The sequence below is a fragment of the Agrobacterium sp. A3-95 genome (genome assembly GCF_053521785.1).
Genome location: NZ_JBNWDR010000006.1, coordinates 92,517 through 111,742 on the forward strand (window position 1 = coordinate 92,517; position 19,226 = coordinate 111,742).

Genomic DNA, 19,226 nt, shown 5'->3' on the forward strand with positions numbered 1-19,226 from the left:
TCTTAGCGGCCGTCGTGCTCCCGAAATTTTCGGCGTCTGGGAAGTTGTTCTGTTTGGCAAAAGTCACGAAGACGTCGGTGGCGTTGGAATAAATGTCTTCCAACCGAGACGTTTGGCGCAGACACTCAGCAGAAACAGGGCCGATTTTTAGAGAACAGGCGGTCTTGGCAGCTTTGCGCCAAGAGGCGGACATCCGTCGAAGCTGTCAGGATGATCCGCGCCGTGACCTTATAGCCATTCGTAAGTCTCCCAGCGTGTGTCGCGATGGGCGCGGTGGCGGCGAACGGCAGCCATCCGCAGGTGCAGACTATCAAAAAACTAAACAGTGAGCTCTCTTCGGACGATCTCAGCTCCTGCGCTCAAGGAATTCAGCTTGTCTCTTGCCACACGACGAGACAGGGGGGCCATGCCGCAATCGGTGCAGGGGCAAAGTTGATCCGCGTCAACAAACTTAAGCGCCTTTCGCAGCGTTGCAGCGACTTCCTCCGGGGTTTCGATGGTATTGCTTGCCACATCGATGGCCCCGACCATCACTTTCTTACCTCGAACAAGTTCCAGAAGATCCATTGGGACATGAGAATTGTGGCATTCGAGGGAGATCATACCGATGCCGGATTTCTGCAGCTTGGGGAGAGTTTCCTCATACTGCCGCCATTCTGACCCGAGTGTCTTTTTCCAATCCGTATTGGCCTTTATGCCGTAACCATAGCAGATATGGACGGCGGTCTCGCACTTCAGCCCTTCAATTGCCCTGTCCAAAGTGGCGACACCCCAGTCATTCACATCGTCAAAGAAAACGTTGAACGCAGGTTCGTCGAACTGGATGACATCGACGCCGGCAGCCTCCAATTCCTTTGCTTCCTCGTTAAGTATCACGGCAAATTCCCAGGCAAGCTTTTCACGGCTCTTATAATGGCCATCAAAGAGAGTATCGATCATCGTCATCGGACCCGGCAAAGCCCATTTGATGGGTTGTTTGGTCTGCTGGCGCAAAAACTTGGCGTCTTCGACGAACACGGACTTCTGGCGAGACACGGCGCCGACGACTGTCGGGACACTCGCATCGTAGCGATCGCGAATTCTGACTGTCTCGCGTTTTGCAAAATCGACCCCGTCGAGGTGCTCGATGAAAGTCGTGACGAAATGTTGGCGTGTTTGCTCGCCATCACTGACGATGTCGATGCCGGCACGTTGCTGATCGTCCAGTGAAAGGCGCAGGGCGTCTCTCTTGCCTTCCAGTAATTCCTTGCCCTCCAGCTTCCAGGGCGACCATAGTTTTTCGGGCTGCGCAAGCCAGGAGGGTTTCGGCAGGCTGCCAGCGGTCGATGTGGGGAGAAGTTTCTTCACGATGGGACCTCTTCTAAGTGATGCTCAGGCGGGGCGGTGAGCAAACAATTGCTCAAGGACGGCGCGGTATGGCTTGATGAAGTGTTTTTCGGTGAACTTACCCTGATCCACCGCCAAGCGATTTCGTTCGTCGCGATCGTAAATGACCCGGGTCAGCGAATAGTCCTGGTGCTTCAGGTTGGGCTGGTAAAATGTCCCGGCTGCTGCGTTCGCATTGTAGATTTCGGGGCGATAAATTCTCTGAAACGTTTCCATCGTGCTGATGACGCCGATTAGCTCAATATTGGAGTAGTCGCCCAGCAAGTCCCCAACAAAGTAGAAGGCCAACGGCGCAACGCTGCCTGCAGGCATGAAGTAGCGAACCTGCAATCCCATTTTCCCGAAATACTGGTCGGTGGACGAGAACCCATTCTGCCGGTATTCGACGCCCATGACGGGGTGATGATTTTCGGTCCGGTAATAGGTCTTGCTGGTCGAGGCGCTGATGCAAATGACCGGCGTCTTGCGAAAGTACGAGCGGTAGGCATCCGACCGCAGAAAAGACTTGAACAGGTTTCCATGCAGGTCGCCGAAGTCGGCCGGAATGCTGAAGGCAGGAACGCTCTTGTTATGCTCCGGCAGCACAATGCTGAAGTCGTAGTCTCGCACATAGGAGGAGAAGTTATTCCCCACAATGCCGTCGATACGTTCACTGGATTTGTGATCGATGATCGTCGTCTTCAGTATCTCGATGAGGGGAAATTTTTCACCTGCGACATCGAAGCTCATATCGACCGAAATGATCTCCAACTCGACCGAGTATCGGTCCGATTTGGGATTATCCCAGTGAGCGAGGGCGTTGAAGCGGCTGTCGATCATGCGCATGACATTGCGCAGGTTTTCCTGCCGCGTTTCGCCCCTGGCCAGATTGGCGAAATTGGTGGTGATGCGCGTATGTTCTGAAGGACGATAGTCCTCATCGAAGGGTACGCTCGTGATCGTAAAAATGCAGGTCTGAGACATGTTGTGCCCCTATAAAGTTGGGGGCATGGGTCTGCGGACGCATAGCAAGACGGGCCGCGACAATGCAGCCTTTGCTACGGCACACTGGGACACCCCGCCCGTGGACGTTATTTCACCAAAGGCAGGTCTCCTGGCTCACGGATCATCACTTCCGTCCGTCTTCCCGGGGTAAACCAGTGACATATTGGACTTCAGCTCGCCGCTTACAGTTGCGGGGGCAGCGTCGGCTTTTCCGCATGACACGGAGCACCGACTTCCCTCTTAGCCCCGGCACGTTGCGTGCAACGACTGGGGAACCTTAGGCGTGACGACCATATTGTAAGCCACGTCATCGGTCAACATCATATAACGATATCTTTATGTCCTTAAGTCTACGTTTCCATTGTCGGTTCCGACCGAGTAGGTTGCATTCGGCGTTGTCAGGCGATTCTCACATACGCGGACCTAGCCGTGGCAAACTAAAGATGAATCGTCGACTGTCGGTTCAATTCCGACAAGCGCAGGTAAGCATGCGTGATGACAGCTTCCGGGAAATAGTAGACGTCTCGCGCCACGCAGTTGAAAGGATCAGACCACACCACGAACAGTTCCTGGCGCGGGAGCAGCCTGGTGAAACCGGAGGCGCGCATGATTTCGGCTGCCACAGGCGTTTCAACGAAGCGGCCCCGCTGGAGGTTGGGATGCTATTCGGACATGCCCTACTGTGCCGGCGCAGCGCTATTTAAGGGATCGGCGTTTGAATTAAATAGCGAATGAGCGAAGGCAAGCACCCTTAAATAGCGGGCCGATAACATCACGGACGCGTATCCGCGACAGCATCGCCGAATCTGTGCTCGGTCCTTCGGACCGCCGCATGTCGTTGAAGGTGCACAGGAAGTTCCGATCCGCACCGGGCATCTGACAGGTCTGGCAGTGGGCGGTATTCGGCTTCGTTGATCGTACCGTTAGGCTTTAACCACTGGAACTGCCAGTCGGCAGTCAACGTTGCGGTTTTACGCTTTTCGCCGCTTTCAGCAGCGTCATGCGTCCCAGTTTTCAATCTCCGGCGCAACGGCCTGGAGCAATATCCTTCTGCTGCCGCCGAAACGGACGATTATCCCTCACAAAGACGAATACAACTGCTTTTTCTAAGAAAAGGGTTCCAGCCTTTCGCTGCAAGGATTGCCCAGGCAGTGGCCCCGACATGCGGCAACCTGAAATATTTGAAGTCGGCAAATGTCGAGGTCGGCCCGATCATCAGCCCGGTCGTCAGTTCGTCCCCGACTGTCGCGTAGATCAGGTTATCGGGAGATATTTGTGCGGCGATGGTGGCAAGCAGCGCCTCGGCCCGCTCGGCATCGCCGACCTGCTGAAATGCCAGCGCGGCCTGGGCCGTACCTTCCAGCCACACACCATCCTGATCGTCGTTAAAATCAAAACCTCCCGCAACCGCATAATGCCGATCAACCCAATGCAGAACACGCCCACTGCGGCCCCGAAACTCCGGCACGGCGAGAATGGGCCAGAGCTCGGAATCTATTCCGGACTGGCTCGAGTTGGGTGTGTCGCTTCCGGGTAGGCTGCCGACGTAAAACCGTCCCTGCTGCTCATTCCACATCGCATCAAGAAATTTGCGTGTTTTGTCCCGCATCGCCTGCCAGGCGCGCGCTCCCTCAATTTCGGCGAGCCAACCCGCAACGGCATACACATCGAGATTATGTTCCGTCGATTTCCACTCGAGTTTGGCCGGTGCAGGCTCATGACCGAATGTGCCACCTGTGTAGCCGATATCGCGGACGCCCGCCGTATGCGCATCGATCCAGCGCATGAGTTTGGTCGCTGCCTGCACATAGGACGGATTGCTTAATCGTTCACTGGCAGTGAGAAGCGCAAGTGCCGCCCAGGCCAGGTTGCCCGTTGCGCTGCCGACCTGATAGTCATCCTCGACCCACGTCTTGCTGGCCTCACTCCAGAAACCGGGCAAAAGCATAGCATCATTTTCGTTCGCAACGGGGCCGGAACGGTAGGCGTTGCGCAGGCGGCCATCGCTGTAATAGCGATCGTTGTTGACGGCGAGCAGCAGCGCATCGGCAACCCTTTTTGCTTCGGCGTCGTTGCCACAGGAAAAAAGGGCAATCGTCGCCAAGGCATTGTCATAGGTGAAACCCGCATTTGAAAGAGCGGGATCAAGCGCTTTGCCGCCTGGTGCAGGCTCAAAGCTCCGAAATATGAAGGGGGTGGTGGATTTGTCCATCTTCCCAACGAGACCCGCACACAAGCTCACAGCAAGGCGGTCGCGAACTGATCCGGAACCGGTGCGCCCATCGCCAGCAGCGACCACTCCTGTTGTGAAGCAGGTCATGAGAACTGTCGCGACGATCGATTTGACAGACATGAGTTTTCCGTTTGGTAGGCGCTCTTCCAAACAAGCCCGCCTCTAGCTTGCGGTTTACGTCGAGCACGGTCCCGGGTTTGGCGCGAATTGTCTTAGCTGAAGGCCCTTGCGAGTAACATCTGCATGGACTTCAAGAGGTCGCCCTGTTCCGCGACATTTTCGGGCGCATTGCGGAAAAGCAGCCTCAAGATTGCACGATGCTGGTCGGCAGTGGGGGTGAGAGTGAATTTGCCGGGCGTTTGCGACACCTTCGTTGCATCGATCTGCAGCCAGCCCACCTCGGGCACATACAGGGACTCTGCCTCGGCATAAGACCGGTTGCAATCTTCCAGGGTCGCGGTTTCGGTCGAAAGCGCCACGATCCGTACCGCCTTCACCTCGCTTGCGCACCGCAATCGGCCTTCGAGATCCACGCCGATCGGCTCTTCCTTGTCGACACGTGGTAATTCAATGCAGCAGATGAGGCTGGTGAAGGCAATCACCATGGCGACCGCCGACCAGATCAGGTTGAGACAATCTCGCGCCGAAAATTCTACAGGGGCGTCCCATGCGTAAACGGCGAGCAGAACTGAAACCGCGGAGGTGACGGTGACGATTGCGAAAAATAGCGCTGTGGGCCCGTGAATGCGCACCTGTGACCGGTCACCACCTTTCTCCGTGACTTTAAAGGGACGTCCGAAGGGTTTGCGCATAGCCTGAAACAAGGTGATGGTGATGGGAACAGCGGTCAACGCATGCGTCACTTCGGTGAACAGCGGTAGGGTGCGTTTTCCCGATATCCAGGTGGAGTAGGCCCAAAACAAAGCCAGTGACGACAGTCCAAATTTCATGAACATCAGCTCGTCGGCCTGAAGGGCGGAAACGCCTGTCAGCCAGTAGATCGATGGTGCCAGCAACAGGCAGAGAATGAAAGGCTTCGACAGCCAGCAAAACAGCCCGTGCAGATAATGCAGCCTTTGTGTCAGCGTGAACTTGCCACGCCACAATGGTCCCGTCCGCAGAAGGCCGATCTGAATGGTGCCCAGGCACCACCGCGTGCGTTGCGTGATATATTCTGGCAGGCCCTCAGCCGATAGACCGACACTGAGTTTTTCGTTGAGCCAGCGTGTGACGTAACCTCGCTCCATCAGGCGGTAGGTCAGCAGCATATCTTCGGAAAGTGCATCATGCGGAAACCCGCCGAGCTCGTTGACCGCCGCACGCCGCACGACAAAACTCGTCCCGACGCAGAAAGCGCAACCGACCGCGTCCTTGGCCGGCTGGAATACATCAAAGAATACACGTTGATCATCGACGAAGGAATTGCGGATGCCGAGGTTGTGCTGGATTGGGTCGCAATTAAAGTAAAATTGCGGTGTCTGCACAACCGCTACCTTGGGATCGGCGAAAAGACCGGTTACGCGACGAAGGAAGTTGGCCTGTGGCGCGAAGTCCGCATCCAGAACCATGATGAAATCGGAAACCTGTGGCAGCGCATTGGTGTGTTCAAGTGCATTGTTCAGATTTCCCGCCTTGGCATGTCTATTGTCCGGGCGCGTCACATAATTGACGCCGACCGTCTCGCAATAGTCCCGCACTTCCGGCCTGCGCGTGTCGTCGCAGACAAAAACACGCAGCTGCGGATATTGCATGGCCTGGGCCGCGATAACCGACTTCTCAAGGACGTTCAAAGGTTCGTTGTAGGTGCAGATAAAGACGTCAACGAGTGGCGCATCGGGATTAGTTGCAATCGCGGCTTCCCCTCTATCAGCCAGGAAAGTCCAGTCCGTCCGCCTCGTCAGGATCAGGATCGAGCCGATGGCGTAAAGAACGGAGATCAGCTCGAAGGTGAAATAAATGTAATTCCAGGCAGTCTCCAGAGAAAGCTCGAAGGGTGGCAGCGTATCGGTGGCGCGCCAAAATATGTAAAGGCCAAGAGACAGCAGCATAATCGCACTGAAGACCAACCGGTCCAGGACCCTGCGCGGGTCGGCCAGTATGGTAAACAGGATCGCGCAAAGGGCAATGACAAGATTGACGTAGAGTACCGACTGAACATCGCCATCAGGGCTGAAATACATCGACTTATCCTCATGGTTGGTCAGGCGCGCGGCACGCCGCGCGTGAATGAGGTTGCTTCGAGTGTCTTAAACAGGTGGTGGGTCGCCCTGCGGGTTTGCAACGCACTCCCGCAGGGGCCCGTCCAATCCATGCGGGTGTCAGGATTGGGTGCGCGGTGCCTTTCCGGTGGCATCCGTATTGCCGAAAGGGTGCTGGGTGATGATATCGGGCTGATGTGCCCGGCCAGGCACGTCCGGCCGCTGTTGTGGCCACTCGATACCAGTGTGTGCGGATAGCGTATCACGCGACGTTTCGATCAGTGCCCATGCGGCCTGCCTGACATCCGGCAATTGGCTGACGGAGGTCTTTGCAAACTGGAACAGGCTGGCGGATGCTTCATGCACATAGTTCCGGGTTTTGCCGAGCCACTCGCGCGGCAGGCTCACACTTACCCACGTGCCGACCGAACAGGCGCCGTTCTCGGTCAATTTTTCCTGTGCCCTGCTGTCCATGCGAATATAGGCGTAGAGCTCTCGCCGCTCTGTTGGTGGAAAGGGCACGGCATAATCGAGGTCGACACGTTCGGTAGTACGCGGCACCAGGCGCTCCACCACCCCATCGGATTCTTCCGCCCAGGCATCGGAACTCACCTTCACCCGAGAACCGACGGAAAGCGCCTGTGCCTGACGCTCTGAAAAAATCGCCACGACGAAAGCGTTGCGGCAGTCAAGCGCCTCCGCCAGCGTGTCGCCTGCAACCACTTCACGGCCGGTCGCAGCCACGGGCTTGTAGAGCGTTGTGCCCGGTGGAATGGAAAGATCGGCGCGGGTCAGCCTTTCAATACGTGCGCTCTCCGCCGATGCCAGCGTTTCGAGCTCGCTTTTGCGCGTCTGCATGGTGGTCATCTGCATCCGGATCTGCAGCAGATCTGCGGACCGTGTGCGAATTTCCTGCTGAAGATTTTGCAGCGATTGCAAATCGGAGCCGATATAGATGCCTTGGCGCGCGAAGTTCATTTCCTTGGTGAGTTTGTCAACGGCGACTTTGGCAGCTTGAAGCTTTGTATCTTCAAGTTGTATTGTGTCCGCTATATCCTCTCCGATTCCAGAATACATCCCCTTCGCCATCAGCTTCTGTTTTCGCGTGGCTTCCGCTTTTGCAATTCGGGTCGAATAGGTCACCATCTGCAAGGCTGCATTGGCTGCCTGTAGGTCAGACTCGGTTCTTTGCAGTAACGCCGTCTGCTGACTGGCAAGATCCCTGTTCAAATCGTCGATGCGGCTGGCATAGTCGCCAATAATTCCGTTCTTCTGGCGAAGTTCATTATCGAGTGCTGCCAATTGCACCTTCAGGCCGATGAGCGTGGTATTGTCGACCTTGTCGTTTTCAATAGCAGCCTTACCGTTCTTGTCGGATATCTTTACCACACCGCTGATCGGTGTCGTCAGCGGAATGACTGGTGCATTGATGAGGGCGCGGTTCGTCTGGGATGTGAAGACCGGCGGAAACACAGAAGATGAAAACACCGTGGCGACAACGCCAAGGACAGTATAGGAGGCCAGCTTCACCGACGCACTTTGGCGCACTTCTTTGTCTCTATTGCGGAACAGCATGATATCAACTCCTGTTTTGTTGAACAGCCTTTCCTCCCGCAGTATTAAAATAGTTCACTAAGTTTTTTTGCGACGCAACATCGTTAAGATTGCATTAATAAATTTTTCGATATCGCCTAAATCATAGGCATCTGCTAGCGTTGAAATCGCAAAAACTCGTCCACGAAAAACTAGAGAGCTAAATTTCAATCGTTTCGTATCAGCTGTGCCTTTTAAATGGCATCTGGTTATTATGCGGGCTCTCACCCGGCCGCCCAGGTTGCAACCTATAGAAGCATCCGCTTGCCCAAGGCAGGGGCACGAGTCTGGTTTTCTATATCTAACTTTCGATAGGCCGGCGTCCACAGGTCAGTATTCGCGGTAGCCAAAAAGAGGTCGGAACAAGATCTGGTCCTGGCAACACGCCAAGCTGTGACATTCGGCATGGCGTCGGTTCCGCCTTCGCCGGGTACGGCGAAGGCTCTGCGAAGAGCAGATTGCTGCTGGGCATCGCAAGCATCAATGGCGAGCCGATCAAATCAGCTGCAATACGCAAGCGCTTGGCGGCGTAAAAACTTGATTGCAAATTTCATCTTATCTTGATTTGATTCCGAGCCAATGGTAGCAGCGTTTTCATGGAAAGCGCAAAACACCCTGAAATCCTCGAGACCTTTATGGGCGTACGCTCTCGTCTGATGCGCGTCATCTACCGTCGGGTCCATTGCCCGGCGACAACTGCCGATCTCCTTCAGGATACTTTTCTTCGCTTTTGGGAACGGCCGGGCCTGTTACGTGATGTTGTCGACCTGGCAGCCTATTTCATGATTACTGGCCGCAATCTTGCGCTTGATCACGAACGCCGCCGCAAGATCGCCCCCTTTGTCGACGGGATCGAAGGCCTTGAATCCATTCGTGATCCCGCACCATCTGCGGAAGCAGCTACCATCAGCCGTCAGGAACTGCTTCGCGTTCAGGCCGCACTGGAACACATGCCTGCACGCGCCCAGCAGGTTTTTATCCTCGCTCGTATTGACGGCCTGACATATGTCGAGATTGGCGAACGACTGGGAATATCGCCCAAAACGGTCTTTGGTCACATGGTCGTGGCGCTTGAGCGGTTGCGTGCAGAGGTCAACTACGAGCGCTAAAAGTCGCATGGCGGCTAAGAATGAGGCGGCGGATGCAGGATTTTTCCCTTCAGGAGCACTCTCCTGACAATGATCCAGAGATATCACGCCGTGCAGCCGAATGGTTCGCGCTGCTTCTCGATGACAGCGCGACACCACTCGACCGTGCCAATTTCAGGGTTTGGCTCGAACAAAGCCCGGCCCATGCGAGAGCCTATGCCGAACTGGAGCGTTTGTGGCTTGGAGCCTCGGCCCTGCCAGAGGTATCAAGCCCTGCATCTGTCAGACGGCGAAAAATCCTCAAATCCGGCGGTGCACTTGCTATCCTGACCGCCGCCGGGCTTGGGACGCACGCATATTTAAGGCAGCAAACAGATTACCGGACGGGTGTCGGAGAGACCGCGCGCTTTTCCTTGCCCGACGGATCGGTTGCCGAACTGTCGACGGCGAGCGCCATATCGTTACATTTCACGGCGGGCCAGCGACACGTCATTTTACAACAAGGCGAAGCGTTTTTCACGGTCGCTCGGGACGCTGCTCGACCGTTCTCTGTTGATTGTAGGGACCTTAGAGCTTTAGCGCTTGGCACTCAGTTTTCCGTTGGGATGCATGAGGAAGGTATCGTCGTTGCGGTTGCAGAACACACGGTAAAGGTCTCATCGTTGAGCCAAGAGCGGATCGTCCAGGAGGGGCAGTCCGTGCTTTTCGCCAATGACAAACTGTCGGTGCCATCACAGACGGATATTGAGACGAGACTTTCGTGGCGAAGCGGAAGGCTCGTTTTCATCTCGGCTCCGTTCGAGGATGTCGTTGCTGCCCTGTCAAAATGGCGCTACGGCAAGATGATTGTCATGGACAGAGCCCTGGCCCGCCGGCCGATCAGCATCATCGTGGACGTGCGCAGGGCCGGTCGGATACTGGAAAGTCTGGAGCACGGCCTGCCTATCCGTATTGCGAGCTACTCGCCTTTGCTCACGTTGATCTATCCGCAATAAAAAATCAAAAAATCGACCGAGGTTTTTTCCAAGCTGAAACGTCCCCTGTTCAGAAGCCCGAAAATGCTCGGGTATTGGTCCGTTTGCAGGGGGCAAAACGAGTGACACAGAAAAACCAAGCCGGCGGCTTTCGCATGAGACTGTACCGTATAATGTTGTTGGCCGCCTGCGCCAGTTTCACCACCGTCGTCTTGTCAACAGGAGCAGTTGCTCAGACCGCCAAGAGCTACGAATTTGCGATCTCCGGTCAGCCCCTGTCGGCTGCGCTGGTGCGCTTCTCATCGGTGACCGGTATCGATGTCGCTTTTGACGGTCCTCTACCGGCAAACCTGCGCAGCGTCGGTACAGCCGGAAATCTCTCGGCTGAGGGCGCGCTCAGACGTCTTCTCGCGGGCACAGGCCTGACTTTCCGATTTACGACCGCAAATACGGTCCTTTTGATCAACCCGCAAAACTCCTCGTCAAGCGCCAGTGCGGTTGGCGCGACAATCCTTGAGCCCATCGTTGTGCAGGGAGAGAACGCTCGTGGGCCTGTAGAGGGGTTTGTCGCCACACAGAGCGCCACAGCGACGAAGACGGGCACCTCACTCAAAGACACTCCACAGGCCGTCAATGTTGTAACGAAAGACCAGATTGCTGCTCAAGGTTCGACCACGCTGACCCAGGCTCTTCGCTATACGCCAGGCGTCATCAGCCAATATGGCGACGATTCGCGCTATGACTGGTTTACGATACGTGGATTTCGACCAAGTCGATATCTGGATGGCCTGCGCCTACCGTTTGGATCGCGCGGCTACGCCCAGCCACGTGTCGAACCGTTCAGTCTCGAGCGCGCCGAAGTCCTCAAGGGTCCAGCATCGGTCCTCTATGGCCAGGGCGATCCCGGCGGTCTGATCAACATGGTATCAAAACGACCGAGCGCAACTGCTCTCAATGAAGTGGAGATGCAGTTCGGCACCGATAAGCGTATACAGACAGCATTCGATCTCGGCGGTGGCGCTGATGACGATGACAGTTTCCTCTACCGCATCGTCGGCGTCGGCCGGTTGACCGATACCCAGTATGACTATGTGCGCGAGAAGAAGGGGTATATTGCGCCTTCATTCACTTTCAAGGCGGATGAGGGAACATCACTGACGGTTTACGGTAGCTATCAGCACATCGACTCTCCCGGCGGCGGCGGAGCGCCGGCGCTTCCCGCGAACGGCACACTCTATACCCGCATGTATCCGGAATTGCCCCGCAGTGCATTCCCAGGCGAACCGGGTTACGACCACTACAAGAGCGACCAGGCATCTGTCGGTTACGAGTTTGAACACGAAGTCGATGACACCTGGACCATCAGACAGAACCTTCGCTACTCCTATATCGGAACGGACACTCAGCGCGTTCAGCCCTATTGCCCGGCAGCCTGCAATCCCACGGCCTTCTACCGATATGCCTGGGCGTTTCCCGAAAGTGCCCGCGCCGTCACCGTGGACAATCAAGCGATCGGAAATTTCCAAACGGGGGACGTCGCTCATACCGCATTGTTCGGCCTCGACTATTCCTACGAAAGCAGCCGCTACGAAGAGTCCGCGCTTTCCCCAATTTTCACTCCCTTCAATGGACTTGACCCCGTCTACGGCGCAACGGCGATCACGCGCCCGCCGATCGCAACACGGATCGATCAGGACCGCAGCCAGATCGGGCTCTACGCTCAGGATCAGATGGAGTGGAACAATTTCGTGTTCTCGCTCGGTGGCCGCTACGACTGGGCAAATACAGATACGAGGACCCGGACGAGCGTCGCTGACAATCAGGTCGATCAGAGAGACGGCAAGTTTACCTGGAGGGCCGGCCTCGTCTATAATTTTGACAACGGTTTGTCGCCATACGCCGGCTACTCAACCTCCTTCAATCCGGCCAGCGGCACCGACCGTTTGGGTAACGCCTTCGAGCCTACTACCGGTGAACAGCTCGAGGTTGGGGTCAAGTACCAGCCCAACGGTAGCAACAGCTTCGTCACCCTTTCTGCCTATCACCTCACACAGGACAATGTCCTGTCGCCAGATACGACCCCCGGATTCACGAACTACAGTGTGCAGACGGGCCAAGTCAGGATGCGCGGTGTCGAACTTGAGGGCAAGGCGGAAATCACAGACGCGTTCTCTGTCTTGGCATCTTATGCATACACCGACAGCGAGATCACCAGAGCCAATCCAAATGCTGCCGGTATCAGCAACGAGGGCAATCGCTTTGCCTTTGTCCCACGCCAGCAGGCATCGCTTTGGCTGGACTACACACTGCAGACATCGACCATCTGGGATGGTCTGAGCTTTGGCGGTGGCGCCCGTTACACTGGTCAGACTTTTGGCGACAATGCCAACAAATTCGACATCCCCTCATACACCGTATTTGATGCTGCCGTTCGCTACGATTTCGGCAAGGCAGACCCGAAGCTGGAAGGTTTGAAGGCGTCGCTGAATGTCAGCAACATATTCGACCGCAAGTATGTCTCGACCTGCATTGCTGCAACGGGATGCTATTGGGGCGAGGGTCGCACCGTCTACGCTACTCTCAAGTATAGCTGGTAGGATTGTGTCTGACGCTCGTTACCCAAATCGTGATTACAGGCTGACGCGGCGGCAATTCACCGCCGGGTTGGCTTCCGTTTTCCTGCCAGCAGTGGCAACAGCAAGCACGGAAACGCATCGGCTCGCCGTGTTGGACTGGGGCTGGGCAGAAAGCCTTCTCGCTCTGGACTACAAGCCATTTGCTGTTGCCGAAGCCCCTCTTTACGGTGACCGCGTTGTAACACCTGCACTTTCGACAGACACGATCGACCTTGGCCTGAGATCATGGCCAAACGTTGAACTGCTAAGAGCCCTGAAACCCGAGCTGATCGTGTCTCAAGCCGGATATGGTATCTCTGCTGAACGTCTCGGCGCGATTGCTCCCACCCTTGCGCTGCCGCTTTACGGCCCCGCCCGGCAACCATTGCTTGCCGCAGAACACGCCCTCAAGGAGATTGCACGTCGCATTGGCAGGGAAAAGCGTGCGACAGACTATTTGGAACTGTCCTATTCGAGACTGGACGCGATAGCTCACAACGCAAAAGACTACGACCGGCGCGCCCTTTTGATCATCAAGTTTACGGATGACAGGCTTATCGATATCTACGGCGCAGGTGGCTTGTTCGATGATGTCCTGAAACGGATCGGCATTGCCAACGCATGGGATGGCAAGACCAATAACTGGGGCTTCGCAACGGCGGGATTGGAGGCGATCGCGCGCTATCCTGAAGCAAGACTGGTCATCATCGAGCCGGGTCCACCGGGCCTTTTTTTGCAAAGCGCACTATGGAACGCCTTGCCGGCCGTACGGAATGGTCGTGTATCGATGATTCCACCCACGTGGGTATTTGGCGCGTTTCCATCAGCGATGCGGTTTGCCGAAGTCCTACGGCAGAGTCTCGGCATCGCATGAGAAACCGTTTCATCACCCCACCGCGCCTCGCCTTTACCATCACACTGGCAGCGATCGCGCTCCACGCCTTTGCCGTTGGTCACTATGTGGCGATCTCCGACATTCCAAGGGCCTTATGGCAGCCGGATCCAGCTTCGTTCGGCCAGATCTATGTCTATTTCTCGATTGTCCCACGGTTCCTCGTCGCTCTTCTGGCTGGTGGTGCGCTTGCTTTCACGGGTGTAATATTCCAGCAGCTCCTGAAAAACCCTCTGGCAGAACCCTCGACGCTCGGGATACTCTCTGGCGCTCAGTTGGCGATCACCCTTCTTTCCCTTTCTGCAGTTGCAGTTACGGCAGGCGAGCGCGAGATAGCCGGGCTTGTGGGCGGCCTCGTCGCCGTAACACTCGTTGCGGGACTGGGAAAAGCTTCAAACTTCGCACCGATGACACTCCTTCTCTGTGGGATGGTGATCAGCTTTTCCGCCGGCTCGGCCTCCGTCATACTAGCCTTGTTTCACCACGAATATCTGCGAGGGGTGTTCATCTGGGGAAGTGGTTCACTCATCCAGAATGACTATTCCAACGCGACCGCATTGGCCTTGCGCATGATCGTGCTGATACCGCTGCTGTTGCTGTTCTTTCGACCGCTTTCAGTTATCGGTCTTGATGAAAGCCATGCCCGCAGCCTCGGGCTGTCTCCGGGCGGGTTGCGCGCGGTGGTACTGTTTATCGCAACCGTACTGTCGGCTGTTGTTGTAGCCCGCGTCGGCGTCATCGCGTTCATCGGCCTTGCAGCCACCAACCTCGCCCGAATAGTTGGCGCTCGAACGCTCCGCCAACGACTGCTGTGGGGAGGACTGCTTGGTGCCGGCCTCCTGCTGCTCGCTGACAGTCTCGTGCTTGCTGGAGCGCCCGTCGTCGGTGAGGTGCCAACGGGTACAGCCACCGCAATCATCGGCGCCATAGTGATGTTGGTGCTCATCAAACATGTACCCCATTCCATTGACCAGCTTAACAGCAATGCCCTGAACCAAAGAGAGAACCCTCTGGCAGGCTGCTTTTTGCTGCCTGGTTCTCTTGCCATTGCTGCCGTTATCGCGTTGTTCTCGCTGACTGAGAGCTTCATAGCTGGCGGGCTGGAAACATCCGTGTTGTTTGCCGGTCGATGGCCAAGGGTCCTGACCTCGGCAAGTGCCGGCGCAATGTTGGCCATTGCGGGTTCCCTCACACAAACGATCACGCGTAATCCCATAGCGAGCCCGGAAGGGCTCGGTATCAGTGCCGGAGCCGGACTGGGGATCATCGCAGCTTTCTTCGCCGGAGGAATGGCGTCGCCTATTTTTCCGCTTGCCGGCGGCATAACCGGTGCAGTCGCCGCGTTTGCGATCATTCTGCTTGTGGCAAAAGGGAAAAGCTATGCGCCTGGACCTGTTCTTCTGTCTGGCATAGCCATCAGTGCGCTCGCGACTGCGATAATTTCGCTCATTGTCGCCAGTGGCGATCCGCGCGCAAGTTACATTCTGGCGTGGACCATGGGCCCTACCTTTCGTGCAACCAGCTTCGTCGCGAGCATCGCTGCAGCGTTGGTTTTGATCGGGCTGGCCATCTCGCCACTCTTGCGCCGCCCGCTAGAGGTCTTGGCGCTTGGGGACAGCACTGCACGCTCTCTTGGACTCAATCCGGCGCGATCCCGCCTCGTGCTTTTGCTGTTCATTGCCGTCCTGACGGGAGCTGCGACCGTAATTGTTGGCCCGTTAAGCTTCGTCGGCATGATGGCACCGCACATCGCCCGAGCGGCCGGGGCACGCGGCCAAATCCTGACGCTTCTTACGGCAAGCGCGGTCGGCGCAACGCTGATGATCTCAGCCGACTGGTTGGGACGGGCTGCCGACTTTCCCTATGAGATTCCCGCAGGCGTTATCGCCGCCTTTATCGGGGGGCCATACTTTCTGTGGGTGATCCGCTCGCGGGGCAGACAAAGCCCCAGGTTCTAAAATGAGGTAACAGCCTTGGTTCAGATATCCGAAGACAGCAGAACGAGAACCATCTCGAGGATACCCTTTTTTGAGTTGGAGCGGGCCAGTTTCTCCGTCGGAACTCGGGTTTTGCTCGAACCACTGACAATAAGTTTGCCAGCACGGCGAATTATCGGCCTGATCGGGCACAATGGCTCTGGCAAGTCGACATTGATCAAGCTCCTGGCCCGCCAAAATCCCCTCAGTGCTGGCAAGATTTCCTTTGATGGAAAAGACTTGCATGAATGGGGCAGCAGGCCGTTCGCTCGTAAGGTGGCTTATTTGCCTCAGCAGGCGCCCGATACTGCAGGTATGCTTGTCAGTGAGCTAGTCGCGCTCGGACGATATCCATGGCACGGCGCTCTTGGCCGGTTTGGCCCCGAGGACAAGACGAGGGTGGAGGAAGCGATGAGGCTGACAGACGTTGCGCGTTATCGCGCCCGCTTCATCGACACGCTTTCAGGTGGGGAGCGGCAGCGCGTCTGGCTCGCGATGCTCGTTGCGCAAAACCCCGATTGTCTCCTCCTTGATGAGCCGACCTCGGCCCTTGATATCGCCCACCAGATCGACATTCTCACGCTTATTCGCCGGCTCGTTGACGAGCGTGGACTTGGGGCCATCGTCGTGCTCCACGACGTGAACATGGCGGCTCGCTTTTGTGACGAAATCCTGGCACTTCATTGTGGAAAACTCATTGCACGTGGCGGACCAGAGGACATCGTGGCCCCGGATCGACTGCAAGCAATCTACGAGACCCGAATGGGCGTTATGCGCCATCCTGATAGCGGTCTGCCGCTGGCATATCCACGCAGTTGAAAGGATCAGAACCGGCGACGCCGTTATTAAGGCAGATGCGTGGAGACAACAGCGCCTGCATTTACTGCCCTTGCGTTTCGTCCTATGTCATTACCTCCAGCTCGTGGCTTGGATGAACACCAAACTGCCCATCTATACTGTCGGAAAAATAATACGAGCCTGCCTCCCGGTTTCCTGAAGAAGGCAGAGAAGTCCGCCGCAATATACCAACTCGAAAGGCTTGTCGGATGGGAAATGAGCAGATTTCCGTTTTCCAACGACAGGTCGACCCTTCGACATGATGGACATGCGGCGAGACAGCCACCATAGTGCCGAAAAAGAGCGGCGCGCCAGACAGACGCTTAAAAGCGGAGCGAGCCAACGGACGGGGCTGAAATACCGGTGAAGGCCGAAGCTTTGCAGCAGTGAAGGAAGAGTTCTAAAAGTGGCCGTGCCGTGGTCGATAAAGGTTCGGCCTGCCTGCTGGCTCAGTTGAATGCCCTGCTACATTAACGAGTTGTACGTCGCTGGAGGATTTGGCTGATGAAAATGAAATTTCTCGGTGAGGCATTTTTCGCCTTGATGCTTTCCACCGCAGTCGCCTCCGCGCAGCAGGCGTCCGACACGGTGGCGCCCGAAAAAGCGACCGATATTGCGACTGCCAAACGCATCGAGGCAAAAAGCTTCATGGTAGCGGCGGCCAATCCGCTGGCGACTGAGGCAGGGCGTGATGTGATTGCCAGGGGCGGTAACGCCATCGATGCAATGGTGGCGGTGCAGGCCATGCTCGGCCTCGTTGAACCGCAGAGTTCCGGTCTCGGTGGGGGTGCCTTCCTCGTCTATTACGACGCAAAAAGCGGCAAGTTGACGACGTTTGACGGCCGCGAGACGGCGCCGATGGAAGCCACACCGAAGCTATTCCTGGATGACGAAGGTCAACCGCTAAAATTCATGGACGGAGTGGTCGGTGGCCGCTCTGTTGGCACGCCGGGAACGGTGCGACTTCTGGAGGAAGCCCACAAACGCTATGGAAAGACCGAATGGGCAAGCCTGCTGAAGCCGGCGGAAACGCTGGCTACAGAGGGCTTTAAGGTGTCACCGCGTCTTGCCTCCCTGATCGCGTCCGAGGGAGACCGGTTGAAGAAATATACAGAACCCCGGTCCTATTTCTTTGACACCTCCGGGGCCGCCCTGCGGGCCGGCGTTCCTTTGAAGAACCCGGCCTATGCCGAGACGCTTGCGGCGCTCGCCAAAGGCGGCGCCGATGCCTTTTACAAAGGGCGAATTGCCGAGGCGATTGTCAAGACTGTGCGCGAGGCGGCCGACAATCCCGGCGTGCTGTCGCTGGCCGATCTTTCCAACTATCGGGTCGTCGAGCGCGAGCCGGTCTGCTTTGCCTATCGTGCTCTTGACGTTTGCGGCATGGGGCCGCCGTCGTCGGGCGGAATCGCCATCGGCCAGATGCTTGGTCTGGTGGAGAATTTTGATCTCAAGGCGCTTGGGCCAAAAAATGTCGACAGTTGGCGCATTATCGGCGACGCCCAGCGTCTCGCCTTCGCCGACCGCGAGCGTTACGTCGCTGACACCGATTTCGTGCCGCTGCCGATCAAGGGCTTGTTGGACAAGACCTATTTGGGCGAGAGGGCAAAGCTGCTCGACGGCGATAAGGCGTTGACCAACGATGCCGTCAAGGCCGGCGAGCCGGAATGGGACCACGCGCTGCTTTTCGGCCGGGATGCGGCGATCGAGTTGCCCTCCACAAGCCATTTTGTCATCGTCGACAAGGACGGCAACGTGGTCTCGATGACGACAACGATCGAAAGCGGCTTCGGCTCGCGTCTGATGACGAACGGCTTCCTGCTCAATAATGAGTTGACGGACTTTTCCTTCAAGACCCATGATGGCGGTCTGCCGATCGCCAACCGCGTTGAGCCAGGCAAACGACCGCGCTCCTCCATGGCGCCGACGATCGTGATGAAGGATGGCAAGCCGCTGCTCGCCGTCGGTTCGCCGGGCGGCAGCCAGATCATCGGCTATGTAGCGCAGGCGCTGATCGCCTATATCGATTGGGGCATGCCTGTAGAGGCGATCGTCTCCCAGCCGCATCTCATCAACCGCTTCGGCACCTACGACATCGAGGCCGGTACAAGCGCGGAAGGTCTGGCAGGGCCCCTGAAGGCGCTGGGTTACGAGGTAAAACCGGGCGAGATGAATTCCGGTTTGCATGCCATTGAGATAACCGCCGAAGGTTTGATCGGCAGCGCGGATCCACGACGCGAGGGAGTGGCGGCAGGGGAGTGAAACGCTCCGCCAGCGGAAAGGGCATGAGAATAGGTCAACACGAAAGGTGTGTATCTCGCCAAGGGGCGCTAACACCTTGACAAGAACCTGCGGCCTCCCAATTCAAGTTTGGATAACGGTGCACGATCTCTTCCAGATTGCGCGGGGGAGGCTGACGGTTTATCGGCAGCAATTACGTTCTTCCGGCT

Annotated in this window: 13 protein-coding genes and 1 riboswitch; of the genes, 7 read left to right on the forward strand and 6 right to left on the reverse strand. The window is 56.7% G+C overall.

Going from position 1 to position 19,226, the window contains the following annotated elements:
- Nucleotides 1–318: 318 nt before the first annotated feature.
- From ACQZ5Y_RS16700 to ACQZ5Y_RS16725, 6 genes are all read right to left on the reverse strand, one after another.
- The gene (locus ACQZ5Y_RS16700) at nt 319–1,347 is read right to left on the reverse strand and encodes a methionine synthase (RefSeq protein ID WP_174060397.1); all 1,029 of its coding nucleotides are present in this window, start codon (nt 1,345–1,347) and stop codon (nt 319–321) included.
- A gap of 24 nt (nt 1,348–1,371) precedes the next feature.
- Nucleotides 1,372–2,349: a DUF1852 domain-containing protein gene (locus ACQZ5Y_RS16705; protein ID WP_174051446.1), complete on the reverse strand. Its 978-nt coding sequence runs from the start codon at nt 2,347–2,349 to the stop codon at nt 1,372–1,374.
- A gap of 103 nt (nt 2,350–2,452) precedes the next feature.
- Nucleotides 2,453–2,665: riboswitch (cobalamin riboswitch) on the reverse strand.
- A gap of 142 nt (nt 2,666–2,807) precedes the next feature.
- A complete protein-coding gene (locus ACQZ5Y_RS16710; protein WP_174051444.1) occupies nt 2,808–2,993 on the reverse strand; it encodes a hypothetical protein in 186 nt (61 codons plus the stop codon).
- 449 nt (nt 2,994–3,442) lie between these two features.
- Nucleotides 3,443–4,723 (reverse strand): hypothetical protein, encoded by a 1,281-nt coding sequence (locus ACQZ5Y_RS16715; RefSeq protein ID WP_174051442.1) that lies wholly within the window; start codon nt 4,721–4,723, stop codon nt 3,443–3,445.
- A gap of 92 nt (nt 4,724–4,815) precedes the next feature.
- Nucleotides 4,816–6,783, reverse strand: a complete 1,968-nt coding sequence (locus ACQZ5Y_RS16720; protein WP_174051440.1) for a glycosyltransferase family 2 protein — start codon at nt 6,781–6,783, stop codon at nt 4,816–4,818.
- 138 nt (nt 6,784–6,921) lie between these two features.
- Nucleotides 6,922–8,376 (reverse strand): HlyD family secretion protein, encoded by a 1,455-nt coding sequence (locus tag ACQZ5Y_RS16725; protein WP_112155170.1) that lies wholly within the window; start codon nt 8,374–8,376, stop codon nt 6,922–6,924.
- 614 nt (nt 8,377–8,990) lie between these two features.
- On the opposite strand from ACQZ5Y_RS16725, the gene ACQZ5Y_RS16730 reads away from it, so the two are divergent.
- From ACQZ5Y_RS16730 to ggt, 7 genes are all read left to right on the forward strand, one after another.
- Nucleotides 8,991–9,503 (forward strand): RNA polymerase sigma factor, encoded by a 513-nt coding sequence (locus ACQZ5Y_RS16730; RefSeq protein WP_003517117.1) that lies wholly within the window; start codon nt 8,991–8,993, stop codon nt 9,501–9,503.
- Nucleotides 9,504–9,535: 32 nt separating this feature from the next.
- A complete protein-coding gene (locus tag ACQZ5Y_RS16735; RefSeq protein WP_174051438.1) occupies nt 9,536–10,477 on the forward strand; it encodes a FecR family protein in 942 nt (313 codons plus the stop codon).
- Between the two features lie 101 nt (nt 10,478–10,578).
- Entirely contained in the window at nt 10,579–13,053 is a 2,475-nt protein-coding gene (locus tag ACQZ5Y_RS16740; protein WP_336509987.1) for a TonB-dependent siderophore receptor, read from the forward strand.
- 4 nt (nt 13,054–13,057) lie between these two features.
- Nucleotides 13,058–13,945 carry an ABC transporter substrate-binding protein gene (locus ACQZ5Y_RS16745; protein ID WP_336509986.1) on the forward strand — a complete coding sequence of 296 codons (888 nt, stop codon included), beginning with the start codon at nt 13,058–13,060 and terminating at the stop codon, nt 13,943–13,945.
- The gene (fhuB, locus tag ACQZ5Y_RS16750) at nt 13,942–15,921 is read left to right on the forward strand and encodes a Fe(3+)-hydroxamate ABC transporter permease FhuB (protein WP_174051520.1); all 1,980 of its coding nucleotides are present in this window, start codon (nt 13,942–13,944) and stop codon (nt 15,919–15,921) included. Before ACQZ5Y_RS16745 ends, fhuB begins: the two co-directional genes overlap by 4 nt.
- Before the next feature lie 24 nt (nt 15,922–15,945).
- On the forward strand, nt 15,946–16,758 hold the full coding sequence (locus ACQZ5Y_RS16755) for an ATP-binding cassette domain-containing protein (RefSeq protein ID WP_419457032.1): 813 nt from the start codon (nt 15,946–15,948) through the stop codon (nt 16,756–16,758).
- A gap of 522 nt (nt 16,759–17,280) precedes the next feature.
- Nucleotides 17,281–19,038: a gamma-glutamyltransferase gene (ggt, locus tag ACQZ5Y_RS16760; RefSeq protein ID WP_174051436.1), complete on the forward strand. Its 1,758-nt coding sequence runs from the start codon at nt 17,281–17,283 to the stop codon at nt 19,036–19,038.
- The last annotated feature ends 188 nt before the right edge of the window (nt 19,039–19,226 follow it).

Coding starts and splice junctions, on each gene's coding strand:
- ACQZ5Y_RS16705 (WP_174051446.1), bottom strand. CDS start 2,349: ATGTCTCAGACCTGCATTTTTACGATCACGAGCGTACCCTTCGATGAG.
- ACQZ5Y_RS16715 (WP_174051442.1), bottom strand. CDS start 4,723: ATGTCTGTCAAATCGATCGTCGCGACAGTTCTCATGACCTGCTTCACA.
- ACQZ5Y_RS16720 (WP_174051440.1), bottom strand. CDS start 6,783: ATGTATTTCAGCCCTGATGGCGATGTTCAGTCGGTACTCTACGTCAAT.
- ACQZ5Y_RS16725 (WP_112155170.1), bottom strand. CDS start 8,376: ATGCTGTTCCGCAATAGAGACAAAGAAGTGCGCCAAAGTGCGTCGGTG.
- ACQZ5Y_RS16730 (WP_003517117.1), top strand. CDS start 8,991: ATGGAAAGCGCAAAACACCCTGAAATCCTCGAGACCTTTATGGGCGTA.
- ACQZ5Y_RS16735 (WP_174051438.1), top strand. CDS start 9,536: ATGCAGGATTTTTCCCTTCAGGAGCACTCTCCTGACAATGATCCAGAG.
- fhuB (WP_174051520.1), top strand. CDS start 13,942: ATGAGAAACCGTTTCATCACCCCACCGCGCCTCGCCTTTACCATCACA.
- ggt (WP_174051436.1), top strand. CDS start 17,281: ATGAAAATGAAATTTCTCGGTGAGGCATTTTTCGCCTTGATGCTTTCC.